We start from the raw sequence: 16,058 nt of genomic DNA, 5'->3' as shown, positions 1-16,058 counted from the left end.
TCTGGCTCTGTAGCGAGCGCTACGCACCTGTGCCATATATCCTTTTCGTTTCCTGCCAGATCCCGAGAGGACCAATGATGAGCGATAGCAACTGCACCCCATGCGAAAACCACCCCCACGAACACGGCAGCCAATGCGGCCATACGGCGATCAAGCACGGCAACCATGTCGACTATTTGCACGACGGACACTTACACCACCCCCACCAAGGTCACTACGACCAACATGTACTGGACGTAAATTCGACCAACCCCAACCAATGCAAGCCATTGAACCCCGGTTGTGGGCCCGGACATAAACACGGACCCGGCTGTGGACACGAGCGAGTACCACACGGCGATCATTTCGATTATCTGGTAGACGGCAGACTCCATCATATGCATGGAGACCACTGCGACGATCACGGACCGGTACAAGTGGTATAGGGACATTAACCGGTATCGATTACCGTGCAGCGCGAAGGGAAGTCCTGGCTTGCGGCAGAACGGTATTCCCGGAAGCTTCATCTGTGGCTGCGGCGAGCCTCCGCGCGCCAGCGGATTGCATTCAATTGGAAAGGAACCAGCCGAAGAGAAATCAGACTTTTGTCATTGTCGAAACTCCCAGCAATCGCGGGTAGCGGGCCAGCGCCGTGATCGCCAGCAGGTCGTATAGGGCGTGCCAGGTAATGACGCATAACAGGCTATCTGTCACGCGATAAGTGATCCCCAATATCAATCCGACCAACACGGTGGCCGCAAAATAGGTGAAGGATGCATAGTGCAGTAATCCGAACGCGATAGATGCGCCGACAATACCCAGCGTCGGCGTGCTGTGAAGCGACAGCCAGGGTTGCAGAAACCCGCGAAACAGCAGCTCTTCACACACCCCGGCGGCGAATGCGGTCAACACAATTTGCGGCGCCGAAAAACGGGTAAAGAAGGGGTGCAGATCCCGGCAGTGCTTGCGCAGTGTCTTACCGACACCGCTGCCCGAGCGGGTCAGCCACAGGGCGGCGGCGAAACTCAGCAGCGCGCCGAGCGCGCCTATCAAAAGCGCGAAAAATCCGGAAGCACCCAGAACGGATACCCGGACATCGAGAAAAAAAATTCCTGCCAGTGCCATCGCCAGGGTTGCCAGCTGTAGCAACATCACCAAGCCGAAGGTGCCAGGCGTTTCCACACCGGGTTGGCTCATCGATGGCTCTCTTTTATCGCGCCGCTTGGCGCAGGGCGCACCCTGCAAGCGGATGTCAATTGGCGACGCGGTTTATTCAATCGAATTCCCTGTTACGTCCTTCAGCCGCGCCCTGCCGCCGCCGGATATCATCACCTCGGCCACACCGCCATTTCTCAGGTCGCTCTCCAGACCGAGCGCCTTCTCCTTGGGCGCGAAGAAAGCCTCGATGCCGTACTTGACCCTGTAGCTGCTCTTCGAGTCCCGCAGCCAGGTGCCGGTGACCCTGCCGCGCAGGAATATGCCCTTCTCCGGCTTCTCCAGGCTGGCGCCGGAGAGTTCGTACAGGCCGCGCTTGTTCTGTTTCAGCGAAACATAGACCACTTCGCCCTCGCGCAGCTTTCTGTCCCCGGCAAAGAGCGCCGCACTCAGCTGGGAAAAATCGTACTCCAGCCGCGCGTAGTTGCCGCGGAACAGCGAGCGCGGATCCACCGGAACGGTTTTCAGGCGCACCTCGGTGCCCGTCCACAGCGGCACCTGCGCCCCCACGTAGATGCCGGTCAATATCAGGAACTGCAGCACTATGGCTCCGATCAGGCCGGCGGTGATGTTCAACTTCATGCCCGGCCCTCCCCGGCGCGGCGCCGTTTCCAGTATCTCGCCGCACCCAACAACAGCGCGGCGAACAACGTAAAGATCAGCGCGCCGCCCACATAGTCGCCGATCAGGTCGAAATAGCGCAGGAGCGCGGTCACCAGTATCGCGGCCACACCGAGGAAGAAGTAGTGGGATAGTCCGCTGTGAATCCCGCGCACGATCAGCCAGACGCCACTGCCGATCAGGGCGAAATTGGCGGCCACCTGGAAGTAGACGGCGTGCTCCCTGTTGCCGGAAATCGTGACCGCCAGCAGCAATAGCGCGAACACTGCGACAAGCAGCCCGCAGGAGAACTGCCGCCCCACCTGCCTCGCCAGCAGCAGCGCCGCGGCGGACAGCAGCGCCAGCAGCAGCCACATCGACGGCAGGTGGTTCCAGTCCGCCTCCAGCAGCCGCCGCCAGGGCGCGGCAAAACTCAGCACCAGCATGGTTACCAGCGCGAAGCGCAGGCACCAGACGGCAATGACCGCGGCGTAGTCTTTTGCGATTGGCGAGAAGCGCGCAGCCAGCCAGTGGCTGAAGGCGAACAGCAGGATAAACAGGGACACCGCCACCGCGAGATTTTCCGCCTGCAGGTCGAACAGAAAGAACTGGTCCGCCTCGCGCCACAGGGCCGCCAGCGAGTACTCGACCCATAAGCCGATGCTGGCGAGCACCACCAACAGCAGCACGACACTTTCGCGCCCGCGCCAGAGCACATAGACGGAAGCGAGAATAAACAGCGGGAACAGTAGCGGGTAAAAGCCATAAGAAATCTGCAGAAAGAACCAGATCAATGCCAGCAGGTTCGCCTGCAGCGCCAGCCAGGGATTTTTCGTCAGGAGTGCGAATGGCAGGCAGCCCAGCGCCCACCAGAAGACGCCATCGGGCATATGCTCGCCCAGATGATAGATCTGCGCGATCAGGATGATCGAGGCACCGAAGAAGAGATTGCCGAGCAGGAAGAGCCCCACGCCGGCATGGTAGTCGCCGGCGCGGTATTGCCGCAGGGCCAGAGCCTGGGTGGTCAGGGTGATGGCGATCAGGCTCCACATGCGCAGTGCCCGCGGGATTTCCTCCCAGTTGGCGCCGATCAGGGTAATGATCGCGAGGCCGATAAACAGGTAGCCCAGCCCCACCAGTACGTTGTAGCCGAAGGAGCGGTTCTTCACCTGGTGGTAGTCGACGCCGTAGCGGCGGCAGATCAGTTCCGCCTGTGGCTCGCTGATCAGTCCCTCCTCTGCCCACTCCTCCGCCTCGCGGGCCAGGTCGTTCTTGAGTAACCGAATCAATCGCATCGCGTTGCCCCGCGCTGACTTACCTGCTATCCGAGCTGACTAAACTGCGACGCTCTGGTCACAGGTACCGAGTATCGCGAAAGGCAGTTCCCACTGCAATCGGGAACACCCTGAAGATTTATCTATAGCAATCAAGCCACTAATCGAGAATAGCTATCAAGGTCATTTATATAGATTATTTTTATTAATAGACAAACACCAATAGCATCACCCTCGTTCCAAGCCAATTGCTAACCCAAACACAGTGAACGAGGAGCTATCTATGTCTCGCTACATCGAATCCGAACTGAAACCCTTCAAAGCCAAGGCCTACCAGTCTGGCGATTTCTTCGACATCAGCGACGCCGACGTAAAAGGCAAGTGGGCGGTGTTCTTCTTCTACCCGGCCGACTTCACCTTCGTCTGCCCCACTGAGCTGGGCGACCTGGCCGACAACTACGAAGAGTTCCAGAAGCTGGGGGTAGAGATCTACTCCGTGTCCACCGACACCCACTTCAGCCACAAGGCGTGGCACGACACTTCCGAGACCATCGGCAAGATCCAGTTCCCGATGATTGGCGACCCGACCGGCACCATCACCCGCAACTTCGGCGTGATGATCGAGGAGGAAGGCATCGCCGACCGCGGCACCTTCGTGATCGACCCGGAGGGCCGCATCCAGATCGTCGAGATCACCGCCGGCGGTATCGGCCGCGATGCCCAGGAGCTGCTGCGCAAGATCAAGGCCGCCCAGTATGTCGCCGCCCACCCGGGTGAAGTCTGCCCGGCCAAGTGGAAGGAAGGCGACGAGACCCTGGCGCCGTCCCTGGACCTGATCGGCAAGATCTAAGCCGGGAACGCCGAGCTTGCTTAAGGCGCTGAAGGCTCCAGCTCGGCACACGGGCCGCAAGGCCCGCCTTCCTAAATGCGCTATGCCCAAGAATTTGTTCAGTGGCGGTGCCCCTACCGGGCGCAGCCTTGTGAGACACGCCGTGAACCCATCCCTGGGGGCTCTGCAAAAACATCCTGTTTTTGAAGGTCTCACAAGGCTGCGCCCGGTAGCGACACCTTCGCAGCAAGTTCAGCCACTTGAATAACTTTTGAACGATTAACCGAATACCAGGACACACCGATGTTGGACGCCAATCTGAAACAGCAACTGGACACCTATCTGCGCAATATCAAAGATCCGATAGAGATTCGTGTGTCCGCTGCTGTTGAACACGGCCGTAACAGCCCCAAATCCGCCGAACTGGAAAGCCTCGCCGACGAGATCGCGAGCCTCTCCGACAAGATCGAAACGTACAGCGGCAGCGGTGCGCGCACACCCAGCATGGCCATCGCGCGCCGGGGTGAATCGCCGCGCGTGAGTTTCGCCGGCATTCCGCTCGGCCACGAGTTCACCTCCCTGGTCCTGGCCCTGCTGCAGACCGGCGGCCACCCGTCCAAGGCGGACCCGGCGCTGCTGGAGCAGGTCCGCAACCTCGAAGGCGAGTATCACTTCGAGACCTATATTTCGCTGTCGTGCCAGAACTGCCCGGACGTGGTGCAGGCGCTGAACCTGATGGCGACCCTGAACCCGAATATCACCCACGAGATGATCGATGGCGGCCTGTTCCAGGACGAAGTTGAGCGGCGCAATGTGATGGCGGTGCCCGCCGTCTACCTGAACGGCGAGCATTTCGGCCAGGGCCGCATGAGTCTCCTGGAGATCGTCGGCAAGCTGGATACCGGCGCCGCCGCGCGCAAGGCTGCCGAGCTGAGCGAAAAGGATCCCTACGATCTGCTGGTCGTCGGCGGCGGCCCCGCCGGTGCGGCCGCGGCCATCTACGCCGCGCGCAAGGGCATCCGCACCGGCCTGGTGGCCGAACGCTTCGGCGGCCAGGTGATGGATACCGTCGGCATCGAGAATTTTATCTCCGTGCCCTACACCGAGGGCCCGAAGCTGGCGGCGAGCCTGGAACAGCACGTCAAGGAATACGGTGTCGATATCATCGCCGACCAGCGCGCCGCGAGCCTCAGCCGCGCAGACCTGGTGGAGCTGCAGCTGCAGAGCGGCGCCACCCTGTCCAGCCGCTCCGTGGTGCTGGCCACCGGCGCGCGCTGGCGCGAACTGGGCGTGCCCGGTGAGGCGCAGTACAGAACCCGCGGCGTGGCCTACTGCCCGCACTGCGACGGCCCCTTCTTCAAGGGCAAACACGTGGCGGTGATCGGCGGCGGCAACTCCGGTATCGAAGCGGCCATCGACCTGGCGGGTATCGTCGCGCATGTCACGGTACTGGAGTTCGCCGATACACTGCGCGCGGACGAGGTACTGGTGCGCAAGGCGCGCTCGATGGACAACATCGATATCATCCTGAATGCCCAGACCACAGAGGTTCTCGGCGACGGCAGCAAGGTCACCGGCCTCGCCTACACCGATCGCGCCAGCGGCGAGCGCGGGCAGCTGCAACTGGCCGGCGTCTTCGTGCAGATCGGCCTGGTCCCCAACACCGAGTTCCTCAAGGACAGCGGACTGGAGATGAACCGCATGGGTGAAATCATCATCAACGAGCGCGGCGCGACATCCATGCCCGGCGTCTATGCCGCCGGCGATGCGACCACCGTACCCTACAAGCAGATAGTGATATCCATGGGTGCCGGCGCCACCGCAGCCCTGGGAGCCTTCGACTACCTGATCCGCTCTTCCGTAGACGAGGAAAGCAGCAAGACCCAACCCTCACAGGCGCTCGCCCAAAGCGCCTGACCCTCCCCTTGGCCGGACTCGTTCCGGCCTTTTTCCTGCCTGCCGCCACGACGGACATCGTCGCTGGCGGGCCATTCACCCGACTGCACCGCCCCCTTCCCTGCGACAGGATTGGACTACCCTATACATCTGCCGCCCCGAACCCCGGCGCGGACCAATCACTGGAGAGCCCCATGAGCGATACAAAATCCTATAGCGGCAGTTGCTTCTGTGGCGCCGTGCAGTTCACGGTAACCGGAGAACCCGCGGCAATGGGCTACTGCCACTGCGAGTCCTGCCGCCACTGGTCGGCGGGACCGGTAAACGCCTTTTCCCTGTGGAAACCGGAAGCGGTAAAGGTAACCAAGGGGGAGGACAAAATCGGCACCTATCACAAGACGCCAAACAGCTATCGCAAATGGTGTCGGAACTGTGGCGGTCATATTTTCAGTGAGCATCCGGGCATGGGTCTTACCGATGTCTATGCAGCGGTCATTCCCGATCTCCCCTTCGAGCCTGTTGTGCATGTCAACTATCAGGAAGCGCGGCTGCGTATCAAGGACGGCCTGCCGAAACTGAAGGACTTCCCCAAGGAAATGGGCGGTTCAGGAATCACGCTGGAAGAATAGTGAGGGGATCCGCCAGTCTTGGGGGGTACAGGCGCAGTTAACGCCGCGAGCGCTTAACCCGGCCCATGTATGGGGGAATATGGAAATGGCACTGACGGTAATCATTGTTCTGTATATCAGCATTGGCCTGATGTCGGCGGTGGGAACCATCTTTATCGTACGGAGGCTCTTTTCCGACAGGACAGAGCAGATTTTCTTCGGTCTCTTCCTGGTCCTGATTGCCGCCTTCTACCTGGCATTCGTAGTCTATTTCGGCAACCGGGAAGTCTGGCCACTGGAAGCTACGGCAGTTGTGCTGTTCACCATACTCGGCATACTGGGCTGCCGGATCACGGCTCTGCTGGTGATCGGCTACTTTCTGCACGGCGTCTGGGACCTGCTGCACGAGCTGCCCAACTACGCGAATGTTCAACTAAGTGGCGATCGCTTGACGGAGATTCCAATGGCATATGGAATCTTTTGTGCTACCTACGACTGGTGCATGGCCATATACTTCTGCATCCGGCGCAACGCGTGGCACACTGCCTGGGCCGAACGGGCGGGCTGAATGTCGGCCCGCCGGGCCCGACAGACGCAGTGGCGCTTGACTGGAATTTCGAGAAATCCCGACCACAGCCCGGAGCCCCCACTTTAAGGGCTGGCGTCAACCAACCATTACTTTGCGCTACATGTCTGAAAAAGAATTTCTGGAAATATTTCTCGCCAATCCATGGCTCTTTATCCCCGCATTTGTCGTATTTGTGGCAGGCGTCACGTTGTGCTGGTTCGGTGGCATTGCCGCGGCGCTGACCGCCCTCGGCAACAAGCGCTGGGCCTGGGGTATCCCCTCTATAGTGCTCGGCCCCATCACCGGCCTGCCCTACGCACTGATATACAAGGAAGCGGAGTATCCAAAGTCGCTGATGCTCAAGGGTCTAGGTCTCATGCTGATCGCAGTGATCGCCGTTGGCGTCGCCTTGCTGGTTAGGTAGGTCGCGCAGGCGAGAGCGAAAATTACTGATCGACAACTCTCCACGCCAAACCTGCAGCGCGTCGCCGCCAGCCCTGGAGTCAAGCCGGAAAGGCTGGCCTCGCGGCACTCGAGTCGGAAAACTCAGCCCTGATCTGTGAAAAAGCCTGATACTGGGAGAGAAATATTTTTCCGGACAGGTGCTGCAGAAAGCCGCACTTTTCCAGACTGTCCATCACCGGCCCTTTGACTTCCGACAGGTGCAGCTTCATCCCCTGCTCGACGAGGCGCGCGTTTACCGCTTCCAGCACCTCCAGCGCGCTCCAGTCGATCTCGTTGATCGCACTGCACATCAGGATCACGTGCCGGACCTGTTCGTTGGCCGCCAGATCCGCATAGATGCGGTCCTCGAGAAAGCTGGCGTTGGAGAACAGCAAACTCTCGTCCACGCGGATGGACAGTATCTCCGGCACCGTCAGCACCGGGTGACGCCTGATATTGCGGAAGTGCTCGGTCCCTTCGACCAGTCCGACTTCGGCGATGTGCGGTCGCGAGGTGCGGTAGAGCAGCAGTGCAACCGAGGCGGCAACGCCGCAGGCCACGCCGGCCTCCACCCCGAACAGCAGGGTAACGCCGATGGTAATGACCACGGCGAGAAAATCGCTTCGGGAAAACTGCCAGGTCTTCTTCAGGATGGAGAAATCCACCAGCGAAAGCACCGCAACGATGATCGTCGCCGCCAGGGTCGCCTTCGGCAGGTAGTACAGAAACGGCGTCAGGAAAATCGAGGCCAAGGCGATGCCGGCCGCGGCAAACACGCTGGCCATCTGTGTCTCGGCACCCGCGTCAAAATTGACCACCGAGCGGGAGAAGCCGCCGGTAACCGGAAAAGCGCCGGAAAGTCCGGAGGCGAAGTTGGCGGCACCGAGGGCAATAAGTTCCTGGTTCATATCGATCTTCTGCCGGCGCTTGGCGGCCAGCGTCTTGCCGACGGATACCGACTCCACGTAGCCGATGATGGAAATCATGATCGCCGGCAGGATCAGCGGTTCGACCAGACTCCAGGACAATACCGGCATATGCAGTGACGGCAGTCCCGCGGGGATAGTACCGACGAGTGCCACCTGTTTGCCGTCGAAATCGAACGCAATCGCCGCGACAATCGTGGCGATCACCCCCACCACCGGTGCCGCTTTCACCAGCAGACCCGCCGTGTGCGCGGAGAACGACAGCCGCTCGAACAGACGCACCGCACCGGACCGCGCCCAGTACAAAAAGGCGATCACCGCAGCACCGGTCAGCAGGGCATAAAGGTTGATCGAGCCCAGGTTCGCCAGCAGGGACTGGAAAAGGTGCGGCAGGGTATCGCCGTTCGCGCCTATGCCGAGGATATGTTTCAGCTGGCTCAGCGCGATCAGCAGACCGGACGCAGTAATGAAGCCCGAAATTACCGGGTGCGAGAGAAAATTGGCAAGAAAACCCAACCGGAGGGCGCCGAGCAGCGCCAGGAAAGCCCCGGACAGTGTGGCCAGCGTCGCCGCCGCCAACAGATAATCGGCACTCCCCTGCCGCGCCACCTCGCCGAGCGCCGCCGCGCTCATCAGGGACGCGACGGCGACCGGACCCACCGACAGGGTGCGGCTGGTACCGAATGCCGCGTAGGCGACCAACGGCACTATGCTCGCGTAGAGCCCCACCTGCGCCGGCAGACCCGCGAGCAGCGCATAGGCCAGCGACTGGGGAATCAACATCACGGTAACGATCAGCGCAGCCAGCAGATCGCGGCTGAGCGTCTGCCGATCGTAACTCGTGAGTGCGGTAGAAATGGGAAGAAAGGTCGCAACTGGGGGCATGGGCGATTTCCGCTACTTCACTGGTACAGCATTAAAAGACCGATGCACTATTCGGAATCCATCGCCACCAGAACGCCGCTGATATCGAATCCGGCGGCGCGGGCATGGCCGAGCAGCGATTTCTTGTCCGCGCCCTCCAGCACGCGCGCTCCAGCCCATAAATTGCACGAGCGGTTGCCGGTGCGGCAGAAGGCGTGGACCTTGTCGCCGCGCGCCAGCACTTCGGCAAACTGCTCGCAGTGCGCGCGGGTCATCTGGCCGCGCGCAAACGGAATAGCGACAAACTCCATGCCACACGCCTCTGCCGCGCTTTTCATATCTGCGTAGGACGGCTGGTCTTCCGTCTCCCCTTCGGGCCGGTTGCAGACCACCACCTTGACACCGGACTCCGCCAACTGCGCCATAGCATCACAGCTGAACTGTTCCGATACACTCACCTGAGCGTCGAGTTTCTTGAAATCCATTGACCTCTACCTGCTAGCAAATTCGGGGTATTCAATCATCTTTACAGTGCGTTGATCGGCACCTTCAGGTACACGGTTCCGTTGTCTTCCGCCGGCGGCATCTGGCCCGCGCGAATATTGACCTGAATGGAGGGAATGATCAGGCGCGGCATCGGCAGGGTGGCGTCGCGCTTGTGGCGCATGGCGACGAATTCTGCCTCGCTGACACCTTCGTGCAAGTGGATGTTGTTGCGCTTCTGATCCCCTACCGTCGTTTCACACTGATGTTCGCGCTCGCCGGACGGCGGGTAGTCGTGGCACATGAACATGCGCGTGTCTTCCGGCAGCGCCAACAGCTTCTGCACCGAACGGTAGAGCGTGGCCGCGTCGCCGCCAGGGAAGTCACAGCGGGCACTGCCCACATCCGGCATAAACAGGGTGTCACCCACAAATAGTGCGTCGCCGATCTGCCAGGCCATATCTGCGGGCGTGTGACCGGGTACATAGATCACGCGCGCCTGCAGATCACCGATCTGGAAGGTTTCGCCGTCGCCGAACAGGTGATCGAACTGGCTGCCATCCACCAGAAACTGCTTTTCCAGGTTGAACACCTCGCGAAAGATCTTCTGCACCTGGCAGATCTGGTCGCCGATGGCGATCTTGCCGCCGAGCTGCTCACGGATAAACGGCGCCGCGGACAGGTGATCCGCGTGGGCGTGGGTTTCCAGGATCCACTCGACCTTCAGGTTTTTGTCGCGCACGAAGGCCACTATCTCCTCGGCACCGGCCGTGCTGGTGCGGCCCGAGGCGGCGTCGTAATCGAGCACCGCGTCCACCACCGCGGCCGAACCGCCTTCGCGGTCATAGACCACGTAGCTCCAGGTCTCTGTGTCTCGATCCAGGAAGGGGCGCACCAGCGTGAGCGGCTTGTTTGCAGACATGATTTGACCTCCGGTATTTGGCACAGGCGACAATATACTTGTCGATAATATATAAATCAATATAATGTGATTTTGTAAAGTATCCAACCGGGGAAAGCCCCATGGAGAGCCCCATGCCAGATACCGCCGACATCAGTCTCGACAGGATGCGCGCATCCGCCGGCGAAGCCGCGCTGATGCTGCGCTCGCTGGGCAACCAGGACCGCCTGCTGCTGCTGTGCCAGCTGAGCCAGGAGGAACTGAATGTCGGCGAACTGGAAGAGCGCCTGGATATTCGCCAGCCCAGCCTGTCCCAACAGCTGGGTGTACTGCGCCGGGAGGGACTGGTGGCGACGCGCCGGGAGGGCAAACACGTCTACTATCGGGTTGCCGACCAGCGGGTACTGGCGCTGCTGCAAACGCTTTATCAACTCTACTGTGCGGAGTAACCCCCAACCATGACTATTGACTGGAATGCATTTACGCCCTGGTCCGCGCTTGCGGGCGGGGCAATGATCGGGCTGGCGAGCGCCATGCTGTTGCTGCTGAACGGCCGCATTGCCGGCATTTCCGGGATTCTCGGCGGACTGATAGGTCGCACCCCCGGCGAGACCGGCTGGCGGCTGGCCTTCACCCTCGGCCTGCTGATCGGCCCGGCCCTGTGGCTGCTGTTTGCCGCCCTGCCCCCGATCCGGATCGAGGCGGGCTACCGGCTGCTGGTCGGCGCCGGCCTGCTGGTCGGCATCGGCACCCGCTACGGCTCCGGCTGTACCAGCGGCCACGGGGTCTGCGGCCTGTCGCGCCTGTCCCCGCGCTCGCTGGTCGCAACCCTGATGTTTATGAGTGCCGGCTTCGCCACCGTTTATGTGGTGCGCCACCTGTTGGGAGCTTGAGACGATGAAAAAAACACATATCTCTGCGTTGATGGCCGGGCTGGTCTTTGGCCTGGGCCTGCTGCTGTCGGGTATGGCCAACCCGGAAAAGGTTTTGGGCTTCCTCGACCTGGCCGGCGCCTGGGATCCCTCCCTGGCGCTGGTCATGGCCGGTGCCATCGGCGTCGCTCTGCCGGTGTTCTACCTGGCGAAGGGCCGCGACCGCTCAGTACTGGGAGAGCAGCTTAACCTGCCCGCCAGGCGCGATATTGACCGTCCCCTGGTGATCGGCGGCCTGCTGTTCGGGATCGGCTGGGGTCTGGCGGGCTTCTGCCCGGGGCCCGCGATAGTGGCGACCGGTGCCGGCCAGGCCAAGGCGATTGTCTTCACCCTGGCGATGCTGGCAGGCATGGGGATTTTCCAGCTGCTCAACCGCCCCAAAGCCGCCTAGTCAAACCTCCCGCCCCCCCTCTCTCCTTGCGGAGAGAGGGAATCCCGAAATCCCGTCTATCTTGTCTGTGAGTTTTTCGAACGCCGCAGCAACGGAATAAAAGACAGGGATGCGGGCCAGCAAACTGATTCCCAAGTGGTTGAAGCATTACCGGCGCCAGTGGCTGGCGGGCGATGCCATCGCGGCACTGGTCGCCACCATGATGCTGGTACCCCAGGCGCTGGCCTATGCCGCCCTCGCCGGATTGCCGCCCCATATCGGCCTCTACGCCGGCCTGCTGCCGCTGCTCGGCTATGCGATGTTCGGCTCCAGCTCGGTGTTGTCCGTTGGTCCGGTGGCCGTACTGGCGCTGATGACCGCCTCGGCGCTGACGCCGCTGGCGACGCCGGGCAGCCCGGAGTACATCGCCGGCGCCATTCTGCTCGCGGCACTGAGCGGAATATTCCTGCTGGCGATGGGCCTGGCAGGCCTCGGCACCCTGTCCAACCTGCTCAGCCACCCGGTGATCAGCGGCTTCGTTTCCGGCGCCGCCGCGCTGATTATTGTCGGCCAGATCGGCCCGCTGTTCGGTATCCACGGCGATGGCGATACCGCCCTGCAGCAGCTGCTCAACACCCTGAAAGAAATCCCCAATGCGGACCCGGCCACGGTGGGGCTCGGGCTCGCGGCTACCCTGACCCTGATCGCCGCGCGCCTCGGATTGGCGCCACTGCTGCACAGGCTGGGAGTGTCGGCGTCGCGGGCACACCTGCTGGCGCGCCTGGCGCCGATGCTCGTGGTGCTGATCGCCATCGGGCTGACGACCGTCTTCCACTGGGAAAAGGAGATGGCGGTGGTCGGCGCCATCCCACCCGGACTGCCGCAACTCAGCGTCCCGGAATTCGACTGGAACATGACATACCGGCTGCTGCTGCCGGCGCTGATCATCGCCCTGCTGGGTTTCGTCGAGAGTCTCTCCATTGCCCATGCCATCGCCCTGCGCCGCGGCGAGCGCCTGAATGCCGATGCGGAACTGCGCGGGCTGGGTGCCGCGAATCTGCTCAGCGCCCTGTCCGGTGGCTTTGCGGTGACCGGCAGCTTTGCCCGCACGGCAATCAATGACGAGGGCGGTGCAGCATCACCGATGAGCGGCGTGATAGCGGCGGTGCTGATGGCACTGGTCCTGCTGTTTGTCACCGGCCTGTTTACCGAGCTGCCGCTGTGCGTACTGGCCGCCACCATTATCGTCGCCGCTGCCAGCCTGTTCGACGTGCGCGGTTTCGTGCAGAACTGGCGCTACGATCGCACCGACGGCGTGGCCAGGACCGGTACTTTTCTCGGCGTACTGCTGTTCGGTGTCGAGGCGGGCATAGGTCTCGGTATCGGGCTCTCGTTCGCCACCCTGATCTGGCGCACCAGCCGCCCCCATATCGCCGTCGTCGGGCGGGTGCCCGGTACCGAGCACTTCCGCAATGTGCTGCGCCACACGGTCAAGACACAGCCGGACATTCTCTTCCTGCGTATCGACGAGAGCCTGTTCTTCAGCAATATCAGCGCGGTGGAGGACCGCCTGCTCAGCGAAATCAAACGCCACCCGCAAGTCCGCGAACTGGTGCTGATCCTGTCCTCCGTCAGCCGCATCGACGGCACCGCACTGGAGCGCTTGCAACAGGTGAACCGCGATCTGCGCGAGCGGGGGATCCGCCTGCACCTGTCGGAGGTGAAGGGGCCGGTGCTCGACCGGCTGGGGCGCTCGAAATTGCTGGAGGAACTTACGGGGCGGGTGTTTCTCTCATCCTACATCGCCGAGCTGGCGCTGCGGCGGGACCGTTTGAGCGACGCGGCCGCGGCCGCCGGCAGTAATTGAAGCGGCGCTCCGCGCACTTGTGCGCCGCCGCCTTATACTGGCAAAATATCCAGTATTTGGGCAGCCAGATCCGATGCAGCGACTCACGGAAGAACAACAGGCCATTGCCGATCACTCCGGCGGCCACGCCAAGATCATCGCCGTGGCCGGCTCGGGCAAGACCACGGCGCTGCTGCACTATGTCAAAAACCGCCTCGGCGCCGGCACGGCCGCAGAGCGGATACTGGTGCTGATGTACAACCGCAGCGCGCGGGAGGATTTCGACCGCCGCCTGCACCAGCTGATCGACGGTCCGGCACCGGCCGTGCACACCTTCCACAGCCTCGGCTATCGCCTTTATCAGCGCATGATCGCCAACCGGCACATGGCGCCGGCAAACCTGACGCCCCTGCCCCAGTCCACCGTGCAGCTGCAGATCTGGAAGGCGATAGAACAGTGTGCCCCGCCCTATGAGCTGGAGGAAATCCGCACGCGCAAGCAAGCGGAGATCGAAGCGGCGGAGTATTTTATCGACTACACCAAGACGATTCTCACCGGCGACTTGAGCGCGTTCCAGGCACTCAGGCTCGGCGATGAGTATATGTATTTCCTGAAGGTGTTCCGGGCTTTCGAGGACTGGCGCCGCAGCCAGAACGCAGTGACCTACGCCGACCTGATCTACGACCCGGCGATACTGCTCAGCCTGGAGCCGGGCATGGCCGAGCAGTATGGCGGCGGTTACGAAGATATCCTGGTGGACGAATACCAGGACATCAACGAAGTGCAGCATTTTTTGCTGCGTGTGCTCTACGGCCGCCCCGGCAACAATAACTGCAATGTCATCGCCATCGGCGACCCGGACCAGACCATTTACGAGTGGCGCGGCTCCAAGCCGGATTATCTGCTCAAGTTTTTTGACGGCGATTTTCCGCCGTCCAATATCTATCACCTGAGCCGCACCTTTCGCTACGGCCACCAGCTCTCCCTGGCCGCCAACCACTTTATCGCGAACAACCGCGAGCGTGCGGATATCTTCTGCGTCTCCGCCAACGGCGAGCGGCAGACGGAGATCGAGCTGGTGCAGACGGACCGGGAGGCCCACTGGCTGGTGGAGCACCTCCGCCGCTGCAAACATCAGGGGCTGCCGTTGGACCAGACAGCGATTCTGGTGCGCCTCTGGTCCGTGGCGGCACCGATCGAACTGGCACTGCTGGCCGGCAACATTCCCTACCGCTCCGGCAACCGCAACACGGTGCTGTCGCGGCGCGAGCTGCGGCCGCTGTTCTGGAGCCTGAATATTGCCGCCGGCCGTTTTGCCCAGCTGCCGGCGAAGCGCCGGCAGCTGGGGCTGTATGAGTGGCTGACCGCCCCCCATATCCGCATTCCGCGCAAAGTGCTGGAGCCGATATGCGCGCAGCTGGCCCTGCGCGAACGCGACTGGGGCAAACACCTGCCGGCACTGCTGCCGGAATCCCTGAGCAAGGCGCAACTACAACGGCTCCGCCAGCGCGCCGAACTGCTGACCGAAATGGAAAGCTGGCGCGGCCTGGCCGGCGAACTTTTGCGCCGCCAGATCGGCGAACTGGATTACCTGACCGGCATCGGCGAAGACAGCTTCACCCGCCAGCAGGGCGAGGAGCGCCAGCAGACGATACTGGCCTTCTGCCAGTACCTGGACACTCTCAGGCAGCCGCCCGACGCGGCGCTGGCCCATTTGCAGGAACTGCAGCGCCAGCACCGCGAAGGCGAGCAGACCGAGACGGACGCGGTGCAGATCACCACCATGCACCAGGCCAAGGGACTGGAATGGGATCGGGTCATTATCCCGTCGCTGACACAGCACAACATGCCCTACCAGCCGCAGCGGGATTTCACTGCGCCGGCGTCGATGGAAAGCGAGCGGCGCCTGATGTATGTGGCCATGACCCGCGCCCGCCAGAATCTCTATTTGCTCGCACCGCTACCGCCGGCAAAAGAACAGGGCGCGGGAGCGGAGCAGCAGCCATCGCTGTTTATCGACGAAATGCAGTTGCCGCTGAGCAGACTGATTGCCGATTCGCTGCGGGAGCGCCCGGCGGAAATCAACAGCACCGTGCCGGTCTCCCGCCAGGTGCTGCACTACCTGGAAGCCTGCGGCTACAACCCGGAAATCACCGGTCCGCGCGCCGCCGTGCGCAAACCGGCACTCGGCGAGGGCATACGCCACCGCAAGCTCGGCTACGGCCGGGTGATCAAGTGGGAGGATGAGCGACTGGAAATACTATTCAGCGACCGGCAGACCCGGCGCTTCGACTGGGAAAAACTGGCACAGCACCTGATGTAA

General features: G+C 62.0%; 16 protein-coding genes. 10 read left to right on the top strand and 6 right to left on the bottom strand.

Annotated elements, in window-relative coordinates:
- Positions 1–576: 576 nt before the first annotated feature.
- The 3 genes from RRF64_RS01010 to RRF64_RS01000 all read right to left on the bottom strand — a co-directional run bounded on the left by RRF64_RS01010 (position 577) and on the right by RRF64_RS01000 (position 3,089).
- Positions 577–1,176 (bottom strand): CPBP family intramembrane glutamic endopeptidase, encoded by a 600-nt coding sequence (locus RRF64_RS01010; protein ID WP_323843969.1) that lies wholly within the window; start codon positions 1,174–1,176, stop codon positions 577–579.
- Positions 1,177–1,248: 72 nt separating this feature from the next.
- Entirely contained in the window at positions 1,249–1,776 is a 528-nt protein-coding gene (locus RRF64_RS01005; protein WP_323843968.1) for a GDYXXLXY domain-containing protein, read from the bottom strand.
- The gene (locus RRF64_RS01000; RefSeq protein ID WP_323843967.1) at positions 1,773–3,089 is read right to left on the bottom strand and encodes a DUF2157 domain-containing protein; all 1,317 of its coding nucleotides are present in this window, start codon (positions 3,087–3,089) and stop codon (positions 1,773–1,775) included. The genes RRF64_RS01005 and RRF64_RS01000 overlap by 4 nt, the downstream gene beginning before the upstream one ends.
- A gap of 262 nt (positions 3,090–3,351) precedes the next feature.
- Here RRF64_RS01000 and ahpC point away from each other — a divergent pair, with 262 nt between their 5' ends.
- From ahpC to RRF64_RS00975, 5 genes are all read left to right on the top strand, one after another.
- Positions 3,352–3,918, top strand: a complete 567-nt coding sequence (gene ahpC, locus RRF64_RS00995; protein WP_323843966.1) for an alkyl hydroperoxide reductase subunit C — start codon at positions 3,352–3,354, stop codon at positions 3,916–3,918.
- Positions 3,919–4,200: 282 nt separating this feature from the next.
- Complete coding sequence (gene ahpF, locus RRF64_RS00990; RefSeq protein WP_323843965.1) at positions 4,201–5,814, top strand: alkyl hydroperoxide reductase subunit F; 1,614 nt, start codon at positions 4,201–4,203, stop codon at positions 5,812–5,814.
- A gap of 173 nt (positions 5,815–5,987) precedes the next feature.
- Entirely contained in the window at positions 5,988–6,422 is a 435-nt protein-coding gene (locus RRF64_RS00985; protein ID WP_323843964.1) for a GFA family protein, read from the top strand.
- 85 nt (positions 6,423–6,507) lie between these two features.
- Positions 6,508–6,969, top strand: a complete 462-nt coding sequence (locus tag RRF64_RS00980; protein ID WP_323843963.1) for a DUF6010 family protein — start codon at positions 6,508–6,510, stop codon at positions 6,967–6,969.
- Positions 6,970–7,090: 121 nt separating this feature from the next.
- Entirely contained in the window at positions 7,091–7,393 is a 303-nt protein-coding gene (locus tag RRF64_RS00975; RefSeq protein ID WP_323843962.1) for a hypothetical protein, read from the top strand.
- Positions 7,394–7,472: 79 nt separating this feature from the next.
- On the opposite strand, the gene RRF64_RS00970 is transcribed toward RRF64_RS00975, so the two are convergent.
- From RRF64_RS00970 to RRF64_RS00960, 3 genes are read right to left on the bottom strand one after another with little or no spacing between them, the layout of a single operon-like run.
- A complete protein-coding gene (locus RRF64_RS00970) occupies positions 7,473–9,224 on the bottom strand; it encodes a SulP family inorganic anion transporter (protein WP_323843961.1) in 1,752 nt (583 codons plus the stop codon).
- Positions 9,225–9,271: 47 nt separating this feature from the next.
- Positions 9,272–9,688 carry a protein tyrosine phosphatase family protein gene (locus tag RRF64_RS00965; protein WP_323843960.1) on the bottom strand — a complete coding sequence of 139 codons (417 nt, stop codon included), beginning with the start codon at positions 9,686–9,688 and terminating at the stop codon, positions 9,272–9,274.
- A gap of 41 nt (positions 9,689–9,729) precedes the next feature.
- A complete protein-coding gene (locus RRF64_RS00960) occupies positions 9,730–10,608 on the bottom strand; it encodes an MBL fold metallo-hydrolase (RefSeq protein ID WP_323843959.1) in 879 nt (292 codons plus the stop codon).
- Positions 10,609–10,721: 113 nt separating this feature from the next.
- Between RRF64_RS00960 and RRF64_RS00955 the strand changes: the two genes are divergently transcribed.
- The 5 genes from RRF64_RS00955 (at position 10,722) to RRF64_RS00935 (ending at position 16,058) form a co-directional block, all read left to right on the top strand.
- Positions 10,722–11,036, top strand: a complete 315-nt coding sequence (locus RRF64_RS00955; protein WP_422732598.1) for an ArsR/SmtB family transcription factor — start codon at positions 10,722–10,724, stop codon at positions 11,034–11,036.
- A gap of 9 nt (positions 11,037–11,045) precedes the next feature.
- Positions 11,046–11,480, top strand: a complete 435-nt coding sequence (locus RRF64_RS00950; protein WP_323843957.1) for a YeeE/YedE family protein — start codon at positions 11,046–11,048, stop codon at positions 11,478–11,480.
- Between the two features lie 4 nt (positions 11,481–11,484).
- Positions 11,485–11,910: a YeeE/YedE family protein gene (locus RRF64_RS00945; RefSeq protein ID WP_323843956.1), complete on the top strand. Its 426-nt coding sequence runs from the start codon at positions 11,485–11,487 to the stop codon at positions 11,908–11,910.
- A 109-nt stretch (positions 11,911–12,019) separates the two neighbouring features.
- Positions 12,020–13,756, top strand: a complete 1,737-nt coding sequence (locus tag RRF64_RS00940) for a SulP family inorganic anion transporter (protein WP_323843955.1) — start codon at positions 12,020–12,022, stop codon at positions 13,754–13,756.
- Positions 13,757–13,829: 73 nt separating this feature from the next.
- A complete protein-coding gene (locus RRF64_RS00935) occupies positions 13,830–16,058 on the top strand; it encodes an ATP-dependent helicase (protein WP_323843954.1) in 2,229 nt (742 codons plus the stop codon).

It is taken from the genome of Microbulbifer magnicolonia, from assembly GCF_035117725.1.
Lineage (GTDB): Bacteria > Pseudomonadota > Gammaproteobacteria > Pseudomonadales > Cellvibrionaceae > Microbulbifer > Microbulbifer magnicolonia.
This window is presented reverse-complemented; position numbering and strand designations above follow the sequence as displayed.

Bases quoted from the DNA above. Each gene is read 5' to 3' on its own strand.
- RRF64_RS01010 (WP_323843969.1), bottom strand. From the start codon at position 1,176: ATGAGCCAACCCGGTGTGGAAACGCCTGGCACCTTCGGCTTGGTGATG.
- RRF64_RS01005 (WP_323843968.1), bottom strand. From the start codon at position 1,776: ATGAAGTTGAACATCACCGCCGGCCTGATCGGAGCCATAGTGCTGCAG.
- RRF64_RS01000 (WP_323843967.1), bottom strand. From the start codon at position 3,089: ATGCGATTGATTCGGTTACTCAAGAACGACCTGGCCCGCGAGGCGGAG.
- ahpC (WP_323843966.1), top strand. From the start codon at position 3,352: ATGTCTCGCTACATCGAATCCGAACTGAAACCCTTCAAAGCCAAGGCC.
- ahpF (WP_323843965.1), top strand. From the start codon at position 4,201: ATGTTGGACGCCAATCTGAAACAGCAACTGGACACCTATCTGCGCAAT.
- RRF64_RS00985 (WP_323843964.1), top strand. From the start codon at position 5,988: ATGAGCGATACAAAATCCTATAGCGGCAGTTGCTTCTGTGGCGCCGTG.
- RRF64_RS00980 (WP_323843963.1), top strand. From the start codon at position 6,508: ATGGCACTGACGGTAATCATTGTTCTGTATATCAGCATTGGCCTGATG.
- RRF64_RS00975 (WP_323843962.1), top strand. From the start codon at position 7,091: ATGTCTGAAAAAGAATTTCTGGAAATATTTCTCGCCAATCCATGGCTC.
- RRF64_RS00970 (WP_323843961.1), bottom strand. From the start codon at position 9,224: ATGCCCCCAGTTGCGACCTTTCTTCCCATTTCTACCGCACTCACGAGT.
- RRF64_RS00965 (WP_323843960.1), bottom strand. From the start codon at position 9,688: ATGGATTTCAAGAAACTCGACGCTCAGGTGAGTGTATCGGAACAGTTC.
- RRF64_RS00960 (WP_323843959.1), bottom strand. From the start codon at position 10,608: ATGTCTGCAAACAAGCCGCTCACGCTGGTGCGCCCCTTCCTGGATCGA.
- RRF64_RS00955 (WP_422732598.1), top strand. From the start codon at position 10,722: ATGCCAGATACCGCCGACATCAGTCTCGACAGGATGCGCGCATCCGCC.
- RRF64_RS00950 (WP_323843957.1), top strand. From the start codon at position 11,046: ATGACTATTGACTGGAATGCATTTACGCCCTGGTCCGCGCTTGCGGGC.
- RRF64_RS00945 (WP_323843956.1), top strand. From the start codon at position 11,485: ATGAAAAAAACACATATCTCTGCGTTGATGGCCGGGCTGGTCTTTGGC.
- RRF64_RS00940 (WP_323843955.1), top strand. From the start codon at position 12,020: ATGCGGGCCAGCAAACTGATTCCCAAGTGGTTGAAGCATTACCGGCGC.
- RRF64_RS00935 (WP_323843954.1), top strand. From the start codon at position 13,830: ATGCAGCGACTCACGGAAGAACAACAGGCCATTGCCGATCACTCCGGC.